General features: G+C 69.0%; 19 protein-coding genes and 2 pseudogenes. 10 read left to right on the top strand and 11 right to left on the bottom strand.

From position 1 onward, the window contains the following. Nucleotides 1-147 precede the first annotated feature (147 nt). Both AS857_RS15875 and AS857_RS15880 read left to right on the top strand, forming a co-directional pair. A complete protein-coding gene (locus AS857_RS15875; protein WP_079110461.1) occupies nt 148-1476 on the top strand; it encodes a M20 metallopeptidase family protein in 1329 nt (442 codons plus the stop codon). 303 nt (nt 1477-1779) lie between these two features. After that, the gene (locus tag AS857_RS15880) at nt 1780-2385 is read left to right on the top strand and encodes a CAP domain-containing protein (RefSeq protein ID WP_107105590.1); all 606 of its coding nucleotides are present in this window, start codon (nt 1780-1782) and stop codon (nt 2383-2385) included. 165 nt (nt 2386-2550) lie between these two features. Here AS857_RS15880 and AS857_RS15885 read toward each other — a convergent pair whose 3' ends face one another. Next, nucleotides 2551-3075 carry an RICIN domain-containing protein gene (locus tag AS857_RS15885; protein ID WP_144440837.1) on the bottom strand — a complete coding sequence of 175 codons (525 nt, stop codon included), beginning with the start codon at nt 3073-3075 and terminating at the stop codon, nt 2551-2553. A 250-nt stretch (nt 3076-3325) separates the two neighbouring features. Between AS857_RS15885 and AS857_RS15890 the strand changes: the two genes are divergently transcribed. Then, complete coding sequence (locus tag AS857_RS15890) at nt 3326-3853, top strand: DinB family protein (RefSeq protein WP_058043740.1); 528 nt, start codon at nt 3326-3328, stop codon at nt 3851-3853. Nucleotides 3854-3891: 38 nt separating this feature from the next. Here the strand turns inward: AS857_RS15890 and thpR are convergent, their stop codons facing one another. The 3 genes from thpR to AS857_RS38915 all read right to left on the bottom strand — a co-directional run bounded on the left by thpR (nt 3892) and on the right by AS857_RS38915 (nt 5493). After that, the gene (thpR, locus tag AS857_RS15895) at nt 3892-4485 is read right to left on the bottom strand and encodes an RNA 2',3'-cyclic phosphodiesterase (RefSeq protein WP_058043741.1); all 594 of its coding nucleotides are present in this window, start codon (nt 4483-4485) and stop codon (nt 3892-3894) included. A gap of 300 nt (nt 4486-4785) precedes the next feature. Beyond that, nucleotides 4786-5268, bottom strand: coding sequence for a hypothetical protein (locus AS857_RS15900; RefSeq protein ID WP_058043742.1), 483 nt, complete (start codon nt 5266-5268; stop codon nt 4786-4788). Beyond that, entirely contained in the window at nt 5269-5493 is a 225-nt protein-coding gene (locus AS857_RS38915) for a hypothetical protein (protein ID WP_058043743.1), read from the bottom strand. It lies immediately after the preceding gene. Between the two features lie 319 nt (nt 5494-5812). Here AS857_RS38915 and AS857_RS15910 point away from each other — a divergent pair, with 319 nt between their 5' ends. After that, nucleotides 5813-6379, top strand: a complete 567-nt coding sequence (locus AS857_RS15910; protein ID WP_058044178.1) for a MepB family protein — start codon at nt 5813-5815, stop codon at nt 6377-6379. A 144-nt stretch (nt 6380-6523) separates the two neighbouring features. Here the strand turns inward: AS857_RS15910 and AS857_RS15915 are convergent, their stop codons facing one another. Next, nucleotides 6524-7630, bottom strand: a complete 1107-nt coding sequence (locus AS857_RS15915; protein ID WP_058043744.1) for a serine hydrolase domain-containing protein — start codon at nt 7628-7630, stop codon at nt 6524-6526. Nucleotides 7631-7816: 186 nt separating this feature from the next. On the opposite strand from AS857_RS15915, the pseudogene AS857_RS38920 reads away from it, so the two are divergent. Beyond that, nucleotides 7817-8091 (top strand): annotated as a pseudogene (locus AS857_RS38920) (transposase); the annotation flags it as partial. Nucleotides 8092-8763: 672 nt separating this feature from the next. Here the strand turns inward: AS857_RS38920 and AS857_RS15925 are convergent. Continuing rightward, a complete protein-coding gene (locus AS857_RS15925; RefSeq protein WP_058043746.1) occupies nt 8764-9417 on the bottom strand; it encodes a TetR/AcrR family transcriptional regulator in 654 nt (217 codons plus the stop codon). 73 nt (nt 9418-9490) lie between these two features. On the opposite strand from AS857_RS15925, the gene AS857_RS15930 reads away from it, so the two are divergent. The 3 genes and pseudogenes from AS857_RS15930 to AS857_RS41400 form a co-directional block, all read left to right on the top strand. Further along, entirely contained in the window at nt 9491-9886 is a 396-nt protein-coding gene (locus tag AS857_RS15930) for a Dabb family protein (RefSeq protein ID WP_058043747.1), read from the top strand. Nucleotides 9887-10384: 498 nt separating this feature from the next. Then, the gene (locus AS857_RS15935; protein WP_058043748.1) at nt 10385-10819 is read left to right on the top strand and encodes a hypothetical protein; all 435 of its coding nucleotides are present in this window, start codon (nt 10385-10387) and stop codon (nt 10817-10819) included. A gap of 184 nt (nt 10820-11003) precedes the next feature. Then, nucleotides 11004-11157, top strand: a pseudogene (locus AS857_RS41400) (SDR family oxidoreductase); the annotation flags it as partial. A 44-nt stretch (nt 11158-11201) separates the two neighbouring features. Here AS857_RS41400 and AS857_RS15940 read toward each other — a convergent pair. From AS857_RS15940 to AS857_RS15950, 3 genes are all read right to left on the bottom strand, one after another. Then, entirely contained in the window at nt 11202-11687 is a 486-nt protein-coding gene (locus AS857_RS15940) for a DUF5709 domain-containing protein (RefSeq protein WP_058043749.1), read from the bottom strand. Nucleotides 11688-12499: 812 nt separating this feature from the next. Continuing rightward, a complete protein-coding gene (locus tag AS857_RS15945; protein ID WP_058043750.1) occupies nt 12500-13615 on the bottom strand; it encodes an NAD(P)H-dependent flavin oxidoreductase in 1116 nt (371 codons plus the stop codon). 43 nt (nt 13616-13658) lie between these two features. Then, entirely contained in the window at nt 13659-14267 is a 609-nt protein-coding gene (locus AS857_RS15950; protein WP_058043751.1) for a flavodoxin family protein, read from the bottom strand. A gap of 120 nt (nt 14268-14387) precedes the next feature. Between AS857_RS15950 and AS857_RS15955 the strand changes: the two genes are divergently transcribed. Both AS857_RS15955 and AS857_RS15960 read left to right on the top strand, forming a co-directional pair. Further along, nucleotides 14388-14999, top strand: a complete 612-nt coding sequence (locus AS857_RS15955; protein WP_058043752.1) for a TetR/AcrR family transcriptional regulator — start codon at nt 14388-14390, stop codon at nt 14997-14999. 75 nt (nt 15000-15074) lie between these two features. Then, nucleotides 15075-15611, top strand: a complete 537-nt coding sequence (locus tag AS857_RS15960; RefSeq protein WP_079110462.1) for a GNAT family N-acetyltransferase — start codon at nt 15075-15077, stop codon at nt 15609-15611. Here AS857_RS15960 and AS857_RS41405 read toward each other — a convergent pair. Together AS857_RS41405 and AS857_RS15970 are read right to left on the bottom strand one after the other, a co-directional pair. Beyond that, nucleotides 15608-15829: a hypothetical protein gene (locus AS857_RS41405; RefSeq protein ID WP_245700164.1), complete on the bottom strand. Its 222-nt coding sequence runs from the start codon at nt 15827-15829 to the stop codon at nt 15608-15610. The two genes, AS857_RS15960 and AS857_RS41405, sit on opposite strands and share 4 nt — an antisense overlap. A gap of 167 nt (nt 15830-15996) precedes the next feature. Beyond that, a complete protein-coding gene (locus AS857_RS15970; protein WP_058043753.1) occupies nt 15997-16185 on the bottom strand; it encodes a cupin domain-containing protein in 189 nt (62 codons plus the stop codon). Between the last annotated feature and the right edge of the window lie 257 nt (nt 16186-16442).

Here is a 16442-nt window from a genome sequence, read left to right on the forward strand (position 1 = left end):
ACGCGGCCGCGTAGCACGCGATTTGCCGCGTTCCCGTGCCGCGGAGTCGCTCTGTCGGTGACCGACCAGGTGTGGTCTCATGGCGTCGACGACCGCTGCCGCACCATCCTCTGCCGGAGGACAACCCCGTTTGTTGTGGAGGCGCGCGTGCTGATCGACGGAACCGGTTCTGTCCGGCCGGAGTCGGGCCTGCTGGCCGAGGCGCGGAAGCTGCTGCCCGATGTCGTGGCGTTGCGGCGCCGGATCCACCGCATCCCGGAAGTGGGCGCGTACCTGCCCCGTACCCAGCAGGCGATCCTGGAGGCCCTCGACGGCCTGGGCCTTACGGTGACGCTCGGCAGGAAGCTGAGCTCGGTGGTGGCGGTGCTCGACAGCGGACGGCCCGGGCGGACTCTGCTCCTGCGCGCGGACATGGACGCCCTGCTGCAGCAGGAGAACACCGGCCTCGCCTTCGCCTCCCAGGTACCCGGCGTCATGCACGCGTGCGGGCACGACGCGCATACCGCCATGCTCGTGGGCGCCGCGCGGCTGCTCAGCGCTCGCAGGGACCGGCTGGCGGGGCGGGTGGTCTTCATGTTCCAGCCCGCCGAGGAGACCGGCGGCGGTGCCCTGCCCATGATCGAGGAGGGGCTGCTCACCCTGGCCGACGGCACGGCGGTGGATGCGGCGTTCGCCCTGCACATCAACGCCCGCAACGAGACGTGCACCGTCCACGTCCGGCCGGGCACGCAGTACGCTGCCGCCGACCTCGTGCGGATCACCGTCAGGGGCCGGAGCGGGCACGCGGCCGGCCCGCACCGGGTGCTCGATCCGGTCCCGGTCGCCTGTGAGATCGTCCAGGCCCTCCAGACCATGATCACCCGGACTGTCGACATCTTCGAGCCCGCGGTCCTCACGATCACCACGATCCGGGCGGGAAGCGCGTTCAACATCATCCCGGAGACCGCGGAGCTGGCCGGCACGTACCGCACGCTCTCCGAGGCGAGCCGCCGCACGGTGCGCGAGGGCATCACGCGCGTGGCCGAAGGGGTGGCTGCCGCCCATGGCATGACCGTCGCTGTGGAACTCCCCGAGGGATACCCCACGGTGCAGAACGACCGCGCTTTCACCGCTCTGGTGCGCCGTGCTGCGGCCGCCGCCCTCGGCCCCTCCCGCGTGCACGAGCTCCCCCACTCCACGATGGGCGGCGAGGACTTCTCGTACGTCCTGCAGCGCGTCCCCGGCGCGATGGTGTTTCTGGGCGCCTGCCCGCCCGGCGGTGTGCCGGGGAAGGTTCCGGACAACCACTCCGACCGCGTGCTCTACGACGAGGAGGCGCTGGCCGCCGGAGTCGCTCTGCACTGCGCGGTCGCCGAGGACTTCCTGCGCGGTGGCGGAAACGAGGGCAGCAAGGGAGAGAAGGGAAGCAAGGGAAGCAAGGGGAAGGGCGAGCTCGGCACCGTCATTGGTGCTGCATGCGCGGACGACAGGGACTGAGGACCGGCGGCGGGGTCCGCCCACGGTCGGGCGAGTGACCGACTGTCCACGGGGGGCTGCCCGCGCCGGCGCCTGTCCGGCTCGCGGCGAGTGCGACCGTGGTGTGCGGAAGCCTCGGCAGATGCAGCGCGCCGTTGCGGGCGGCCGCAGCGCCCGCAACGAAAGGTGCCGAGCATCGGCTATCGCTATCGGTCGGCCTTCCTCGGTCAGGAGGGAGGCCTTTGCTGCTCCCGAGGCCCGCGTCTACCCCAGCGGCACTCTCTCCGGGCGAAACCCTGCACCGGGGCACGCGTTGTGACAGGCATGACCACATCGAGCAACAGGCACGGCGCGCGACGCGTCGGTGTCACCGCGCCCGCTCTGGCCGCTGCCCTGTCCGCCGTCCTGTTCATCGCCGTGCCGCTTGTACATGCGGCTCCGTCCGGGCCCCTGCCGCCCGGACCGACGGCCGCGCACAGGGGCGTGTCCGGGGCCGCGCGACAGGTGTACTACCCGAACGTGGACCGGATCGTGTGCGAGGTGAACAAGGAGCGGACCAAGCGGCGGCTGGCCTCTCTGCTGATCTCGAACCCCGTCTCCGACGCGGCGCGCCGTCACGCCCGCGACATGGCCCGGATGGGCCGGCTAACCCAGGTCGGGAGTGACGGACGGGACCTGCGTGCCCGGCTGAGCGACGCGAACGTGTACTCACCCCACATCCTCGAGTACCTGTTCCAGGGCTACGACCACGACGGCTACTTCGCGGACATGGCCACGGACCCGGACCCGAACAACGAGTTCTACAAGGCGCTGATGAGCCCGGACACGGTGGCGATCGGCATGGGCTACGAGAACCGGTACTGGGACGTGGTCCTCGTCGGCAAGCACCGGAGGCTGGTCACCCGCCCGCCGTCGTGCGGGAGCGCCTGACCACGGTGTCCGGATGGCAGCCGCCGGCGCGGGCGGCGGCCGGTCCCGTCACCGCCTTCCTGAGGGTGCGAGGGCGCGGCCCACTGGCTGAATCCTGAATTCTGCCGGTGGGCCGCAGGGCCCGCGCCGGCCCGTCAGCTCGGCGCCAGGCTGTGCTCTCTCTCCTCAAGTCGTGTGCCATAGCTGGTTGTTGCCCTGGTTGCAGTCCCACGTGAGGACGGAGGCCCCGATCCACCAGTTGCCGTTGGCGATGGTCAGGCACCTGTTGTAGACGGGATTGCGCAGGCGGGCGCCGTCCCAGACCCACTGCTGGGGGGCGCCGCCATGGCAGTCCCACATGTTCAGGGAGGCGCCGTTGTCCGCGTTTCCCGCGACCACGTCGAGGCACTTGCCGTTGAGGTCGCTGCGGATCGTCAGCCCGTCCCAGTACCACCGCTCGTTCGAGCCGCCGTGGCAGTCCCACATGCCCACCAGCGCCCCGATACCGGGATTGCCCGCTCTGACCTCCAGGCATCTGTTGTTCATGTTCGAAGCGATCATGAAGCCGACCTTGACCTTCGCCTTGACCTTCGCATTGACCTTCGTCTCGGCCTGCGCCGTGGTCGGCGTCGCGGCCGATGTCGCGAAGAGGCTGACCAGCCCCAGTCCTGCTGCTGCCAGCATCGTTCCCAGCCGTTGTGACGTGATCACAGGTGCCTCCAGGTGGATGCGCGCGTGTTCGTCGCCGCAGACGCTATGAGCGGAGAGGCACCGCCGGGGAGACGAGAACGCGCCGCCTCCCGCAGCATCGACGACTGTCCTCTGCGATGGTGGTCGGGCCACGCCCCCCGGCTCCCCGCTGACCGCCCGGGCCTTGATCGTCCTGATACCCCGTCACCTATGGTGCTGTGAAGGGAATTTCGTTGCGCCGGCAAATCGCCCGGGAGTATCCTCCGCGAGCATGACACTTCCCCGTATCCGCCCTCCCTTCGCCGCGGACGAGCGGACCCAGTTGCTCGGCTGGCTCGACACGCAGCGCGCGATCGTCCAATGGAAGTGCGAGGGGCTGTCCGAAGCCGACGCCCACCGGTCCGTGCTGCCTGCCTCGCCCCTGATGACGATGGCGGGGATCGTCTCGCACCTGCGCTGGGTCGAGCACCTGTGGTTCGAGGTGCTCTTCCTCGGCCGTCCCGCCGAGGGACCACGGTTCGAGGGTCCCGACGACGACGCCGACATGGACGACGCCGACATGATGGTGGAAGGCATCCCGCTCGCCCAGCTCTTGAGCGAGTACGAGAAGCAGTGCGCAGTGTCGAACGAGATCGTGGCGGCCCATTCATTCGACGAGATCGGCCGGCACCCGGACTACCGCTCAGCCGGCGCGAGCCTACGGTGGATGCTGATCCACATGGTCGAGGAGACTGCCCGGCATGCCGGCCACATGGACGCCGTCCGGGAGCTGCTCGACGGCCGTAAGGGCTACTACTGATGGTGCAGCGCTGCAGCTGGGGGCTCGGGTCGGCCTGATCAGGGGGCCCGGCGGGTGCCCAGGGGGCAGGCCGCCACGGTCTCGTACCGGGGACGTTCGCCGACGGCCCCGGGGTCGGTTCCGGTCCCGGGCAGGTTGCTGCGCATCAGTTCCAGGCGTTCGACGCGCCACCGGCGGCCCCGGAACTCGGCCAGTTCCTCCGCGTACGGCCTGAGGTTCACATGCCCGGTGACGCGGGCGAGGGTGAGGTGGGGGCGGAAGGGCCTGGCGTCGTCCATGTGTACCCCGGCCTGCCGGGCCGCGGTGGTGGCGGAGCGGGCCAGACCGGCCAGGGTCTCCAGCGACCCGGTCGCCCCGACCCATAGGATCCGGTCGCCGAACCGGCCGCCGCCCGCGAACCTCAGCTCGTGCGCCGGGTGCCGGTGAGCGGCACTGGCGAGGCACTCGCTCAGCTCGGGAAGCAGGGCCTCGTCGACCTCACCGAGGAAGGCGAGGGTGAAGTGCCACGTGGCGGGGTGGGTCCAGCGCAGCCGGCCGTGCCGCTCGGGGAGGGCGGCGCGCAGCTGTGCCACTTCGGCTGCCAGCTCGTCGACGGCAGCCTGAGGAGGGATCACTGCGGCGAACAAACGCATGAGGTCAGTGTGACGCGGCCCGGACGTATTCCTTGTGCCCGCAACGGCGCCGGTCCGTCAGACGACGGTCACCGAGGCCCCCGCTACGGCGGGGAGAGTGCAAGAGGGCTCTCGGCGACAGCCACGGGGATGCCGTTGGCGTCCCTGCGGCGTATGGCGGACGCCTGGTAGACGTGTCCTGGCGTGCGATCCGGGCGCCGTGGACGATGCCGACGAACATGGACCGCAATGCCGGGACGGGGGCGGCGGCGCAGTCGGGCAGCATCTCGGGAAGGTTCTCGGGGCCTGCCAGGCTGTCGCTCACGGCTTGATTCCGGTGGGCCGGTAGACGACGAGCGGGCAGACCCCGCAGGCGCGCGGTCCGTCCTGGGCGAACCATCGGCATGCGGCGCGGATTCCGCATCTCGGCAGGGTCTCGCTGTCGCTGTCGCTGTCGCTGTCGCCCGGTCCCGGTGCGGCTTCGGGCCGGGCGTCGGCCAGGCGGCCGATCAGGGAACAGTGCCGGCCGCTCCAGTGCTCGCAGTCACCCTGCGCGCAGGTGTCCGCGAACCGGAAGCGGGACTCCGGGTCGCCGTGCCCCGCGCACGCCTCGATGAACTGCTCGTCGACGCGCATCGCGGGGCGCAGATAGCCGAGGCGCCCGTCCTCTCCGAGGACCGCGATGAGTACGGCTCCCTCGTGGCAGGTGGAGCTGGGGCACAGAGTGCCGCGTTCCGCGGTTCCCCGGGTTGGTGCCGGTGCCGGTGCCGGTGCCGGTTCGGTGTCGGGGTCCGCGGGCGGCATCTAGGCCTCGACCAGCCGCACGCGGATGCCCTGGGTGTGGCCCCCTCCGATGCGGCCGATCGTCAGGTCGTCGGCCAGCAGGTCGAGGGTTTGGGCCTGGACGTCGACGGTGGCCAGTTCGGTGAGGACGGCCTTGCGGATGGCTGCCTCGATCCGCTGCACCGCCTCATCGGGCAGGCTGATGCCCTCGAAATCGACCCGGAACTGCTGCCCCTTGTTCGGCATGAGGACGCACCCTTCTCTCCTCGTCCCCGGCCCTGGGGCCGGAGACAGAGGACGGACGACTTGGACACGCGGGGGCCGCTCGGGCAGCCGCGGTCCTCTCAGCCAAACACCGGGGCGGGTCCTGCGCGACCGCATACCTTCAGCCGGGTGACGGACCAGCGATGCCCGGCGGCGGGGCGTGATGCGGCGGCTGTCCTGCTGCGGATCGCACGACCGGGGCGGGCCGCCGGGGCCGGATGGCAGGCGGTTGTGACCGGGCGCCGGAGACCAAGACGAATTCGTTCACGCGTTCGATATCTGGCAGGATGTAGGCATGGCGATGGAACGTGAGGTCCCTTCGGGGTTCGGCGCCCGTGATCCTGGGCTGTGGGGTCCCGGGGTCCCCGGTGATCTACTGAGGGCGAAGGCGCTGGTGTATGACCCAAGTGGGTTCACGTGCTCACAGCCGGTACCCGAGGCGGAGAGCGCCGAGTACGGGGCCTGCGGGTTCACGGTGGACGGCCTCTCGGTGAGGTTCCGTGTGGCCAAGACGACCCCGACGAAGGTCGGTCAGTTCGTCACGGTCTGGAAGAGGTCCGTGGGCGGACCCATCCAGCCCTTTGATGCTGAAGATCCCGTTGATCTCTTCGTCATCAGCACCCGTGAGGGTGATCGGTTCGGGCAGTTCGTGTTCTCGCGGGACGTGCTCTGCGAACGAGGAGTCTTGTCAACGAACGGTTCCGGCGGGAAACGGGCCTTCCGCGTCTATCCGCCGTGGGTGACAACCACCAACCGGCAGGCCCGCAGCACGCAGACTTGGCAGATGGAACACTTCCTCCAGCTGCCTGAAGGCGAGCCCGTCGACATTCCTCGCGCCCGCGCGCTCTACCACCCCCGACTGGCCTGAGCGGTCGGGCCGCCGCCACTCGGCGGTGCGGCCCACTGGAGGAGGGCGGCTCGGAGCGCGGCGGTCAGCGGGTGCCGATCAGGCCCTGTGTGATGTTGCGATCAGTCGGCGGCCTTCGGGATCAGGAGGTCGTCGGCCGACCCGTCATTTGGTCCAGATGTCCAGCAGTTGGTTTGCTGCACGGAAATTGTCGGGTGAATCCACATTGCACACCACGGTGACTGCAGTGTTCCGGTCCGGGCTCACCTTGAAGGTGCTGTGGAATTGCTCCCAGTCGCCGCGGTGCACCAGGCTCTCGTCGGGGAGAAGGAGGATTCCGGCCCCGTACCACCCTTCTTCGATGCCGCGCTGACGCAGGGTGTCGCCCACGCTCACTGCCCCTTCCGTGACTCCGGTGAGCAGTTCCGGACCACCGATGCGGCCGGTGCGGTAGTTGTCGGCCCAGCGGACGAATTCCCCAGGGGTGGTTTGAATGGACCCGTCTCCGTACTGTTCCCAGGGGGACGAATTCGGAGTGAAGGAGCCGTCCTTCTCGTCGTACGACTTCGCCTTGCCGGGAACGTCCACTGCCGGGGACAAAGTCATGCGCAGGTGCAGCGGGGTGAAGAATTCCTGCTGGAGGAACGTCGGGAACGGCTTGCCGGTGACCCTTTCTACAACATGGGCCAGGAGGACATAGTTGGAGTTGGAGTAGGAGAAACGCATACCTGGCGGATCCTCCGGCTGTGAGGCGAGGATGGCCGCGATCGCTTCCTGCTGACCGGCCGGATCCGTCAGCTGGATGCCCTTGGCCTCCAGCAGATCCTGGTAGTCGGGAATGCCGCTGGTGTGATGCATCAGGTCACCCAGCGTGACACCCCGGGTCCAGGTGGGCGGGTTGTCGAGGAAGTCGGACAGGGGGTCGTTCAGTGCGAGCTGATGCCGCCCGGCCAGCAGAAGAACGGCATCTGCGGTGAATTGCTTGGAATTGGATGCCATGTCGAAGACCGTCTTCGAGGTAATGGCACGCCCGGTCGCCAGGTCGGCCTTCCCTCTCCCCGCCTCCCAGACGACATCACCGCGTTTGCCGACCGCGGCCGCGCAGCCCGGGCCACCGGCGGAAGGCACCAGCTCCTGGAGAACCTCTGCACTGCGCTTCTCGCGGTCGTCACCGGCCGCGTATGCCTGCGGGTCTGCGACACCGGAAAGCGCGACCACAACCATGGCGCCCCCGGCCGTGCACAACGACGCCATCCGATTCACGTAGACCACCTTCTTCCCTCCTATCGAGAGTCCTCCGGCGGCCATGCCCTGGCCAATCGATCAAGAGCCGGAGGATTTCTGCGTGCAGGCGGTCGCGGTGGCCGAGCGACGGGTGACATCGCGGACCAAGCTCGCTCGGCGCAGAGCCCTGGCCATAACCCCTCCAGTTGCCGGGAGCCCGGTAGGGCTTGGGTCGTGACGCGCAGGCAACTCTCGGATGATCAGCGGAAGTTCATCGAGCCCAACCTGCCGATCGGCAGGTTCGGCCCGTATCCCGAGCGGTTGCGGGAGCAGTTCGAGGGGGTGATCCGGCGGTTCCGGTCCAGTCCCAGCGGCGGGAGATGCCTGCCGAGTTCGGCCCGTGGGCCACCGTCCGTGGGCGTTTCCGGGTCCGGCGGGATGCCGGCGTTCTTCTCCGCCTGCGCCTGGTCCTGCGCGGACTGGAGGCCTTTGCCCTTCATGTCGGGCAGGTTTGCGGTCTTGGCGCCGGCGTCGACGGCCTTGGCGGTGTCCTGGACAGCCGGGGGCTTGCTGTCCTGGTCGGTGCTACTGCTGTTGTGTTCGAGTCGCATCCAGTGATGGCTAACAGGCCGGCTGCGGCGAGAGCCGTGATGGTGGTGGTGCGCTTGCGCATGATCCCCCCGACTCATCAAGGCGGCGCAGCTGCTGCAGGACTCTGCAAAGCGTGTTGCGCAACTCGGTGAGCGGGCATCTGCCCCGTATGGCGTGGGTGGAGAAGTGCACCGGGTTTCGGCTCGGGCAGTTTCGGCCGGTAGTTGCGAGCGGTGGGGGAGCGGGAGTGGCGACGGGCGGGCCGCGGGTTGATCGCCCGATGGCCACTGCCTCTTGTCGTGCGGGTGTGCTGGGCGCCGCGGCGTGGAAGAGGGCGTCGTCCCCTCAAGCAGTGGCCGCCCCCTCATCCGAAGACCCGGGCCGGCATGGAGTCGGCATTCCGGCACGACTTCAGTAGCGTGCGTGTACGCACCAGCGATGAGGTTCCTCGATGGCGAGGTCCCTGGCTGCGCGCCGGTTCAGCTCTGCCAGGAGCCCTCTCATGCAGTTGCTGCCACGCTCCGGCCTAGGACTTGTCCGGCCGATCATGCCGTAGAGGCGGCGTTTTCGCCCTGATCTGCCGGCCAGTCCTATTCGCTCGCGTACGCGCGCAGGAAAGTGTCCACGGCCGCTTCCGCCGTGTCGCGCAGCTCGGCGGCCGGGACGCGGCGCGTGCCCAGCCGGGAGCGGGACTCCAGGGGGCCGGTGAGCAGGGCGAAGAAGTGCTCGGCGGCCTGCTCCGGGTCGCATGGGCGCAGGCGGCCGGCCAGTGAGAGGCGGGCCAGTCGGTCGGCGAGTGCCGCGCTGGGGCGGTGCGCGGTGCGCTCCTGCACGATCTCGACCAGGTCGGGGAACTGTGCCACTTGTGCGTAGGTCAGCCGGCGCAGCGCGTGGGCGCGTTCGCCGCAGCAGATGCGCGCCAGCCGGTGCGCCAGGTCCGTCAGCGCAGCCCGCGGATCCTCGTCCGGCGCCCGATCGCGAAGGTGCTCGATCGCCGTGAGGTTCTCCGCCATGAGGGCGTCAGCCGCGGTCTCGACGGTATGGCGGAACAGGGTCTCCTTGTCGTTCAGATGGCTGTAGACGGTCGGCTTGGCGACCCCTGCCTCCTCCGCGATCTCCTGAACGCACGCTTGCGCGTATCCGCGCCGCGCGAAGACGGCGAACGCAGCGTTCAGGATCGCGTTCCGCTTGTCGGCACGCCCGCGTGGGACAGCCTTGGGTCTGCTTGACGCCGCTGAACTCATGCGTTCATTCTAGTGAACTACCAGCGGGGAAGGTTTTCTGAACCCGCGAGTTCAATCAAGGAAGTGGAAGCCCATGATCGTTCACATGCTGCGGTTCGCCTTCAAGGACGGGACGACCGAAGAGCAGAAGGCCCGTGTGCTCACACTGATGCGGCGCACGGCGTCCGTCGAATCGGTCTCCTTCGCAACGGTCGGGCAGAGCCTGGCCGACCCCGCCGACGGCTTCACCCACGCCTACTGCGTGGGCATCAAGGACCTGGCGGCCCTGGAGCGGTACATGCACGACCCGGTCCACCTGGCTGGAGACCCCGAGATCATTCCGCACCTGGCCAGGATCGCCATCGGCCCTGACCTCTCCGACGACATGGACCCGGCGCTGGCCGACGAGATCATGACGATGCACGAGAAGAAGGCCGCCCGGTATCCGCAGTGGGCAGCGCAGCTCGAACCGCTCCTCACCCTCGCCTGAGTCCGTCGGGCCATGTGACTGCCTCGTGCCTAGACCGTTGCTCTGGGCATGGGGCGCGGCGATCCAAATGATGCGGAGTGGGCAACCAGGGACAACGGGCGGCAGCGGCCGTCCGCACTCAGGTGCAGCTTGGTGGTGAAGCCGCCGCGCGAGCGGCCAAGGCCCTCACCTCCCGCACCATCTCCGCCAGACGGGCGGCGAGGCTTGCCACGGCATCTCGTCCTGGAGTTCTGAGGGTTCGGCCCCTTTTGGTGTTTGCTGCGCTGCGCCATCCACGCGCGGCATTGTCCGCCCAATTCGCGGGCTCGGGGCGGGGTTGGTGATCGGGTGTGGCAGGGTATGCCGACGACTCGCGTCGGCCGGGCTTCGCAGGAGTACGGACCGCGTGCGTGTTTCCGGGCGCCGGAATCTTGCGGCGGTGCCTGGGGGGGGCGGACTACCGCGTGCCGGACGGACTGTGCCGTCCGGTTCACACCCAACCCTTCAGGAGTACCACCCGTGAACGGAAAGCGTCGCCGACTGCTGCTGGCTGCCGTCGACCCCATGCTGGAGCCCGGCGAGCAGGTTGAGGTGGCGACCATCGTGAACCTGAGTTCCGTCTCCGTGCGCAGGACCGCGGTCTTCGCGGCAGCATCGGCGATCATGAGCGGTGGCGCCATGACGGTTATCCCGGCGCGGATCCCCATGTACCTGGCCATGACCGACCGCCACATCTTTATTTTCCGGGCGAACCCGACATTCGCTCGTCCGGAGGAACACCTCATGACGATTCCACGCGCCGGTCTCGTCCGGTCGGAGATCAAGGAGCGCCTGCTCAACTCGTCCTTTGTCGTCTCCTCGCCGACCGAAGACCAGGGCTTGAAGATCACTTTCCCGCTGCTCGGCCGCAAGGAGCGCAACGCGATAGCAGCGGTCTTGCCTCTGGCCGCCTGAGCGCCCGGATGACAGTTCCGGAGGGGCGCCGCGCCGGCTGCCCCGCCGGCGGGATGTGTTGCGTAGATCTGCCGACCGACGCGGTCGGCTGGTCACGGGTGCGGGTACGGGGGCGGCGATTCCATTCTGCTCACACAGGGTGACGGGTGCGTGCTGGATCGCCCCTGTTGGTGGCGCCTGCGCCCCGGAGGTGCCGTTGAGTAGATCAGGGGATGCCCGCGAGCTCGCAGCAGTGATCGCTCTTTTCGACGGTCCGGGCGCCGGCTACGTCACCCGCGCTTTGCCGGAGCGTGGACGGCGGCACGCCGGACATGGGGACACGTGCCGGAGCGCACCTGCGACATTGCGAGAGGACTCCTTGCGCCGCATGTGAGCACTGTCGTCACACGTTGAGGTCATCACCGAACTCGACCACGGGCTCATCAGGCACGATGTGCATCGCCGCCTCTTCCGCGGAGGCCGCCCCGCCGTCGATTCCCACGTCCCGGGCGAAGACGTCGTTGCGCCGAGGGGGCATGGCATCGATGGTGGCGGCCAGGCGCCCGGCGCGCTCACCGCCGACCTCCTCGTCGATGGGCTCGCCATCCCCACCAGGCAGATCGCCAATGTCGTCCCCACCCGTCACTGCGATGTCGGGGACCTCCTCGGCGAGCCTCTGGTCGAGGCTTTCACGCTCGTGTTGCTCGCGTGCCGTCGTACCGTGGTGCCCCACGCCGAGCGGCATCTCCGGGGGCGAGTAGCCCGCGTCGAGCACCTGGTCGTAGAGATCGTCGTCGAGCGCGTTCTCCAGGTCCAGGTCACCAGGGTTGTCCCGGCGGTCGGACCGGGCAGGCTGGTAGACCTCGTCACCCATCAGGTCATCGGACATAGTGAGGCAGCCTCCTCCCGCACGGCTCCGCGGCGACGGCCTACCTCCACTCTCCCCTCTACGGCTGTCTCGCGCTCTCCGGGGGCGACAAAAGTCGGATGCCGCTGCCAGCGCCCGGGGCCGACCGTCGCCTCTCCGGGGCTGTCGCGTCAGGTTCCAGGGGGTGGTCGGATGGTTGTTGATGGCCGTCCAGAAACGGGTGCCGGCAGAGACGTCGCCGTACCCCAGAGGCTCCAGCACCCGAGTTCTTCAGGTTGAGGCCGTATCTGCCGTCGTGGAAGTCGCCCGTGCGCCGGCCTGGCCGAAGGCGTTACCCCAGACGCCGTCGGCGGCCGCGCGGCTGGTCATGCGGGTGTCGAGGATCGGGCTGGGGGCGCAACGGTGCCGCACGCCCATCCGGTGTAGAACCCCGGGCGATGTCGGCGGGGCCAGGCTGCCGTCGATCTTCAGGCTCGACAGGGGCAGTGCGGGTTGAGCCCAGGATCCCGACCTGATCGACGTTGCTGCCCGGCCACTGCCCGGCCCTGCCCGCGCCGACTGCCGAACCCGTACAGACCAGCAATCACCCAGGGGCAAGGACTCCGAGCTGTCGTGCCTGCTGCGCGACGGTGTTCCGCATGTCCCTACGGAGCTGCGCCACCGCTTCCGCCAGGGCCACCCTTTCGACGCATGTGCCGAACCCGGCCGTAGCGCGGGTCAGCTGTGCGCCGCCACGCGGACCTGGGCGCCCTGGCGCAACTGAGCATGAGAGCCCCGGTGAGCGCGTGGGTGCTTCGGTCGGGGTGCGCGGCTCTCACATCAACCTCTACTGGCTAGGGGCGTCCAAGTGTTACGTGGTTCAGTGCCGTTTCGGTTCCGGTGATGAGTTCGTCGAGGTAGGCGTGGGCGCTTCGGGGCCGGGTGAGTGCTGCGGCTTGGCCGGACCAGAGGTTGACGTAGTCGGTCAGGCCGTGTGCCGCGGCTGCCGTGCGAAGTGGCCGGGTAAGGGTGTACTGGAGCGGATAGGGTGCCAGTTCGTTCTCGTGGGCCAGGGTCTCACGCGTGAAGCGGTTGGGGATGGCGCGTGCGAGCCGCCCGGAGAAGGCCCGGGTCAGTACGGTCGTGCGTGCGTCGGGGCCGTTGAGTGCAGCTCTGTGGACGGCGCTCGCGCCGGATTCCTCGGTGGCCAGGAAGCCGGTGCCGATCTGCACTCCGTCCGCCCCGAGGGTCAGCGCGGCGGCGATCCCCCGGCCGTCGGCGATGCCGCCGGCGGCCACGACGGGGATCGACACGGCCTGTGCGACCTGCGGGACGAGGGAGAAGGTCCCGACGAGGGACTCGTTCACGGGGCGCAGGAACGAGCCGCGGTGCCCGCCTGCATCGCTGCCCGAGGCGACGACGGCGTCCATGCCGGCTGCCTCGATCGCGAGGGCCTCCTCGACGGTGGTGGCGGTGCCGACGGTCCGGATGCCCCGGCGCCGGGCCTCGTCGAGCACCCGGCTGTCGGGGATGCCCATCACGAAGCTGATCACCGGCGGCTCCGCCGCGAGCAGTGCGTCGATCTGCTCTGCGAAGTCAGGAGCGGGTGGCGGATCGTCCAACCCGTCTGCAGGAAGCCCGAGTTCCTCGAACCAGGGGCGCAGCAGCCCGGCGTAATGGGCTGTCCGGTCACGGTCGGGCGGTACGGCGGCCTCGTCGGGGTGCGGGACCCAGAGGTTGACCGCGAAGGGCCGGGTGGTGGTCCTGCGCAGCTCGTCCACGAGCGCGCCTATGGCGTCCGGGGTGAGGATGTGTCCTCCGTACGAGCCGAGCCCGCCGCCCTCGGACACGGCGGAGGCGAGTGCCACGGACGACAGTCCGCCGCCGAACGGGCCTTGCACGATGGGGACTTCGATGCCCAGCAGCCCGGTGAGGCGGCTGCGGGTCCAAGAGGGCTTTCCGTCGGTCATGACAGTCTTCCTTGGAGTCGGGGGAGGTCTGCGGTCGGGGCTGTCACCGCGCGAGGGCGAGCGCTGTACGGCCGGACACCTGCTCGAGCGCGGTTTCGGCCACCCGGCGCCCGAGGTGCTCGGCGGTCCGCAGATCCGCCCGGGACGGGGCCCGGTCCGGGCCGAGGTCGGACGGTGACTGGGCCATCGCGCCGAGGAAACCGCCGAGGCGGTTGAGGTCCTCGGGGGTTCCGGTCGTGGAGTACTCGCCGCCGGGCGGCAGACCCAGCGAGACCCAGTTCATGCCGTGCTGGGTGGCGAAGAGCGCGAGGGAGACCAACACATTGAGCTTGTCGCCATTGACGCCGGCGGAGTTGGTGAAACCGGCGGCGAGCTTTCCGGCCCAGCCCTGCTCCGCCCAGACCGGGGCGCTGGCCTCGGCGAAGGCCTGGAAGACGGCGGATTGGCTGCCCATATAGGTCGGCGTGCCGAAGATGATCGCATCGGCGGCGGCCAGCGTCTCCCACAGCCGCTCGTCCACGACTGCCACGTCGCACAGCTCGGCCTGCGCTCCGGGCACCGAACCGGCTCCGGCGGCGACCGCACGAGCCTGGCGGGCGGTGTGGCCGTATCCGCTGTGGAAGGCGACGACGATCGTGACGTTCTGAGGCATGGCGAAGTCCTCGCAGGTCAGGTGAGTGGTGGGCGGATTTCCCACCGCATGACGAGGACAGTAGACGACCGGTCAACTAAAAACCACCCCTGATAGTTGACCGGACGTATACTCATCGCCATGGGACGGACGAGCACGGCACGGGAACGACTGCTGGACGCGGCCTGCGGCCTGATGTTGAGCCGTGGTTACGGCACGATCGGCGTCGCCGAGATCTGTGCCCGCGCGGACGTGAAGAAGGGCAGCTTCTACCACTTCTTCGAGTCGAAACAGGCCCTGACGATCGAGGCGATCAACGCCCACTGGGCGGCCCAACGGACCGGCTGGGTGGCGACCCTGCGCGGAGAAGGACCGGCGGAGGACCGGCTGGAGCGGCTCCTCCTCGACCAGGCCGCCGCCCAGCGCACGGCGAAGGCGGAGGGCGGCGCGGTCAACGGCTGCCTCTTCGGCAACCTGGCGCTGGAGCTGAGCACCCAGGACGCGGTCGTCCAGGCCCGGCTGGCAGAGATCTTCGACGAGCAGATCGACCTGGTCCACGCCACACTGACCGACGCTGCGGAGCAGGACGCGATCCCCACCCCATCCGCAACCCGCGCCAACGCCCGCGCGGTTCTCGCTCAGCTGGAAGGCATGGTCATGTTCGCGAAGCTGGCGAACGACCCGTCCGTACTGGACGGGCTGTGGGCACAGACCTCACGGCTGCTGCGCAGCCAGGGGCGTGCAGATGACTGACTCATGGCTCAAGGCGCTGTCGGCGCTGGGCGGCTGATGATGGCGGAGATCCCATTTGTGATCCAGAATGATTGGATGGTCACGCTTGAGACTCCTCGTTTGATCCTGCGTCGCTGGCGCGAGGAAGACGTTGCGCCCATGGCTGCCGTCAATGCCGACCCCGAGGTCATGCGGTGGATCCGTGACGGCAGCGTCCGTGACGAAGACCAGACTCGCGGCGGGGTCCAGGCATGGGAGAGCGAGTGGGAGTCGCAGGGCTTCGGCCTGTTCGCCGTGGAGATCCGGTCCACTGGCGAGCTGGCAGGGTTCACCGGCCTTTCGGTGCCCGACTTCTTGCCGGAGGTACTGCCGGCGGTTGAGGTCGGCTGGCGGCTGGGGCGTTCCCACTGGGGGCAGGGCTTGGCCACCGAGGCCGCTGCGGCCGCTGTGCGGTTCGGGTTCGAAGAGCGAGGGCTGGAGCGGATCGTCAGCATCGCTCAAGTGGGCAACGACGCCTCCGAACGGATCATGACCAAACTGGGGATGCATCCGGTCCGTGAGACCGTCAATCCCACCTGCGGTCGGCGAGTACGGGTGTTCGAGTTGTCGTCGGATCAGTACGGGGCGACCTAGCCCGTGGTCGTCCGGCCCGCAGGCGACACCGCCAGGCGGTTCCTGTTGGAACTCCTCTTTTCACGCGCACCGGCGGTGTGCTGGTGGGCGCGCACGATCGCGGAGTCTGCGTTGAGGTCCCAGGTGATCAGCTCCTTGGCATCCGCCCAGGCCTGCAACGCGGTGAAGATCCGATGCCAGGTGCCGTCCCGCTGACATCGGCGGAACAGGCCGTACATCCGACCCCAGGGTCCGTACTCGGCGGGCATGTCCCGCCACGGGACACCGGTGCGGACCCGGAACCGTATGCCGGCGATCAGCTGTCGCCGGGCTCACGTCAGCGGGCAGCCGGGGCTTCTCGCCCCTCTCGGTAACAACGGCTCCAGCACCGCCCATTGCTCGTCCGTCAGAACTCCAGGTTGGGCGGGGCGACCCACGTGCCTCGCTCCGTCGTGGTGGCAAGGACACCCGCCGAGGGATACAGCAACTGCCCGTCGGCATGACGGTGGAGTGCCACACCGTCTCCATGAGCGAGCAGCCCGCGCTTGTCCTCGATCGCGGTGACGAGGTAGGGCTTCTGGCGAATGGCAGGCACGCTTTCGAGCCTACCGATCGGAGTACGTGCTCCAGGGGCACTGCCTTGCGCGGCCGCTGCAGTGAAGGCAGCCGACACGATCCTCGGCCGACCGCCCCACGAGCTCAGACCACAACTCCAAACCGGCCCTGGGGGAGTTCGGCCCTCACTCCCCGGAGCTGGCCGGGGTCACCGGGGCTGATGTGTGGGGCTAGAGGGCAAGGAAGGACGCAGGGTGAGCGGTGGTGAGACGTATGGGACGCGTCCCGAGGTGGTCA

The organism is Streptomyces roseifaciens, from assembly GCF_001445655.1.
GTDB lineage: Bacteria > Actinomycetota > Actinomycetes > Streptomycetales > Streptomycetaceae > Streptomyces > Streptomyces aureoversilis.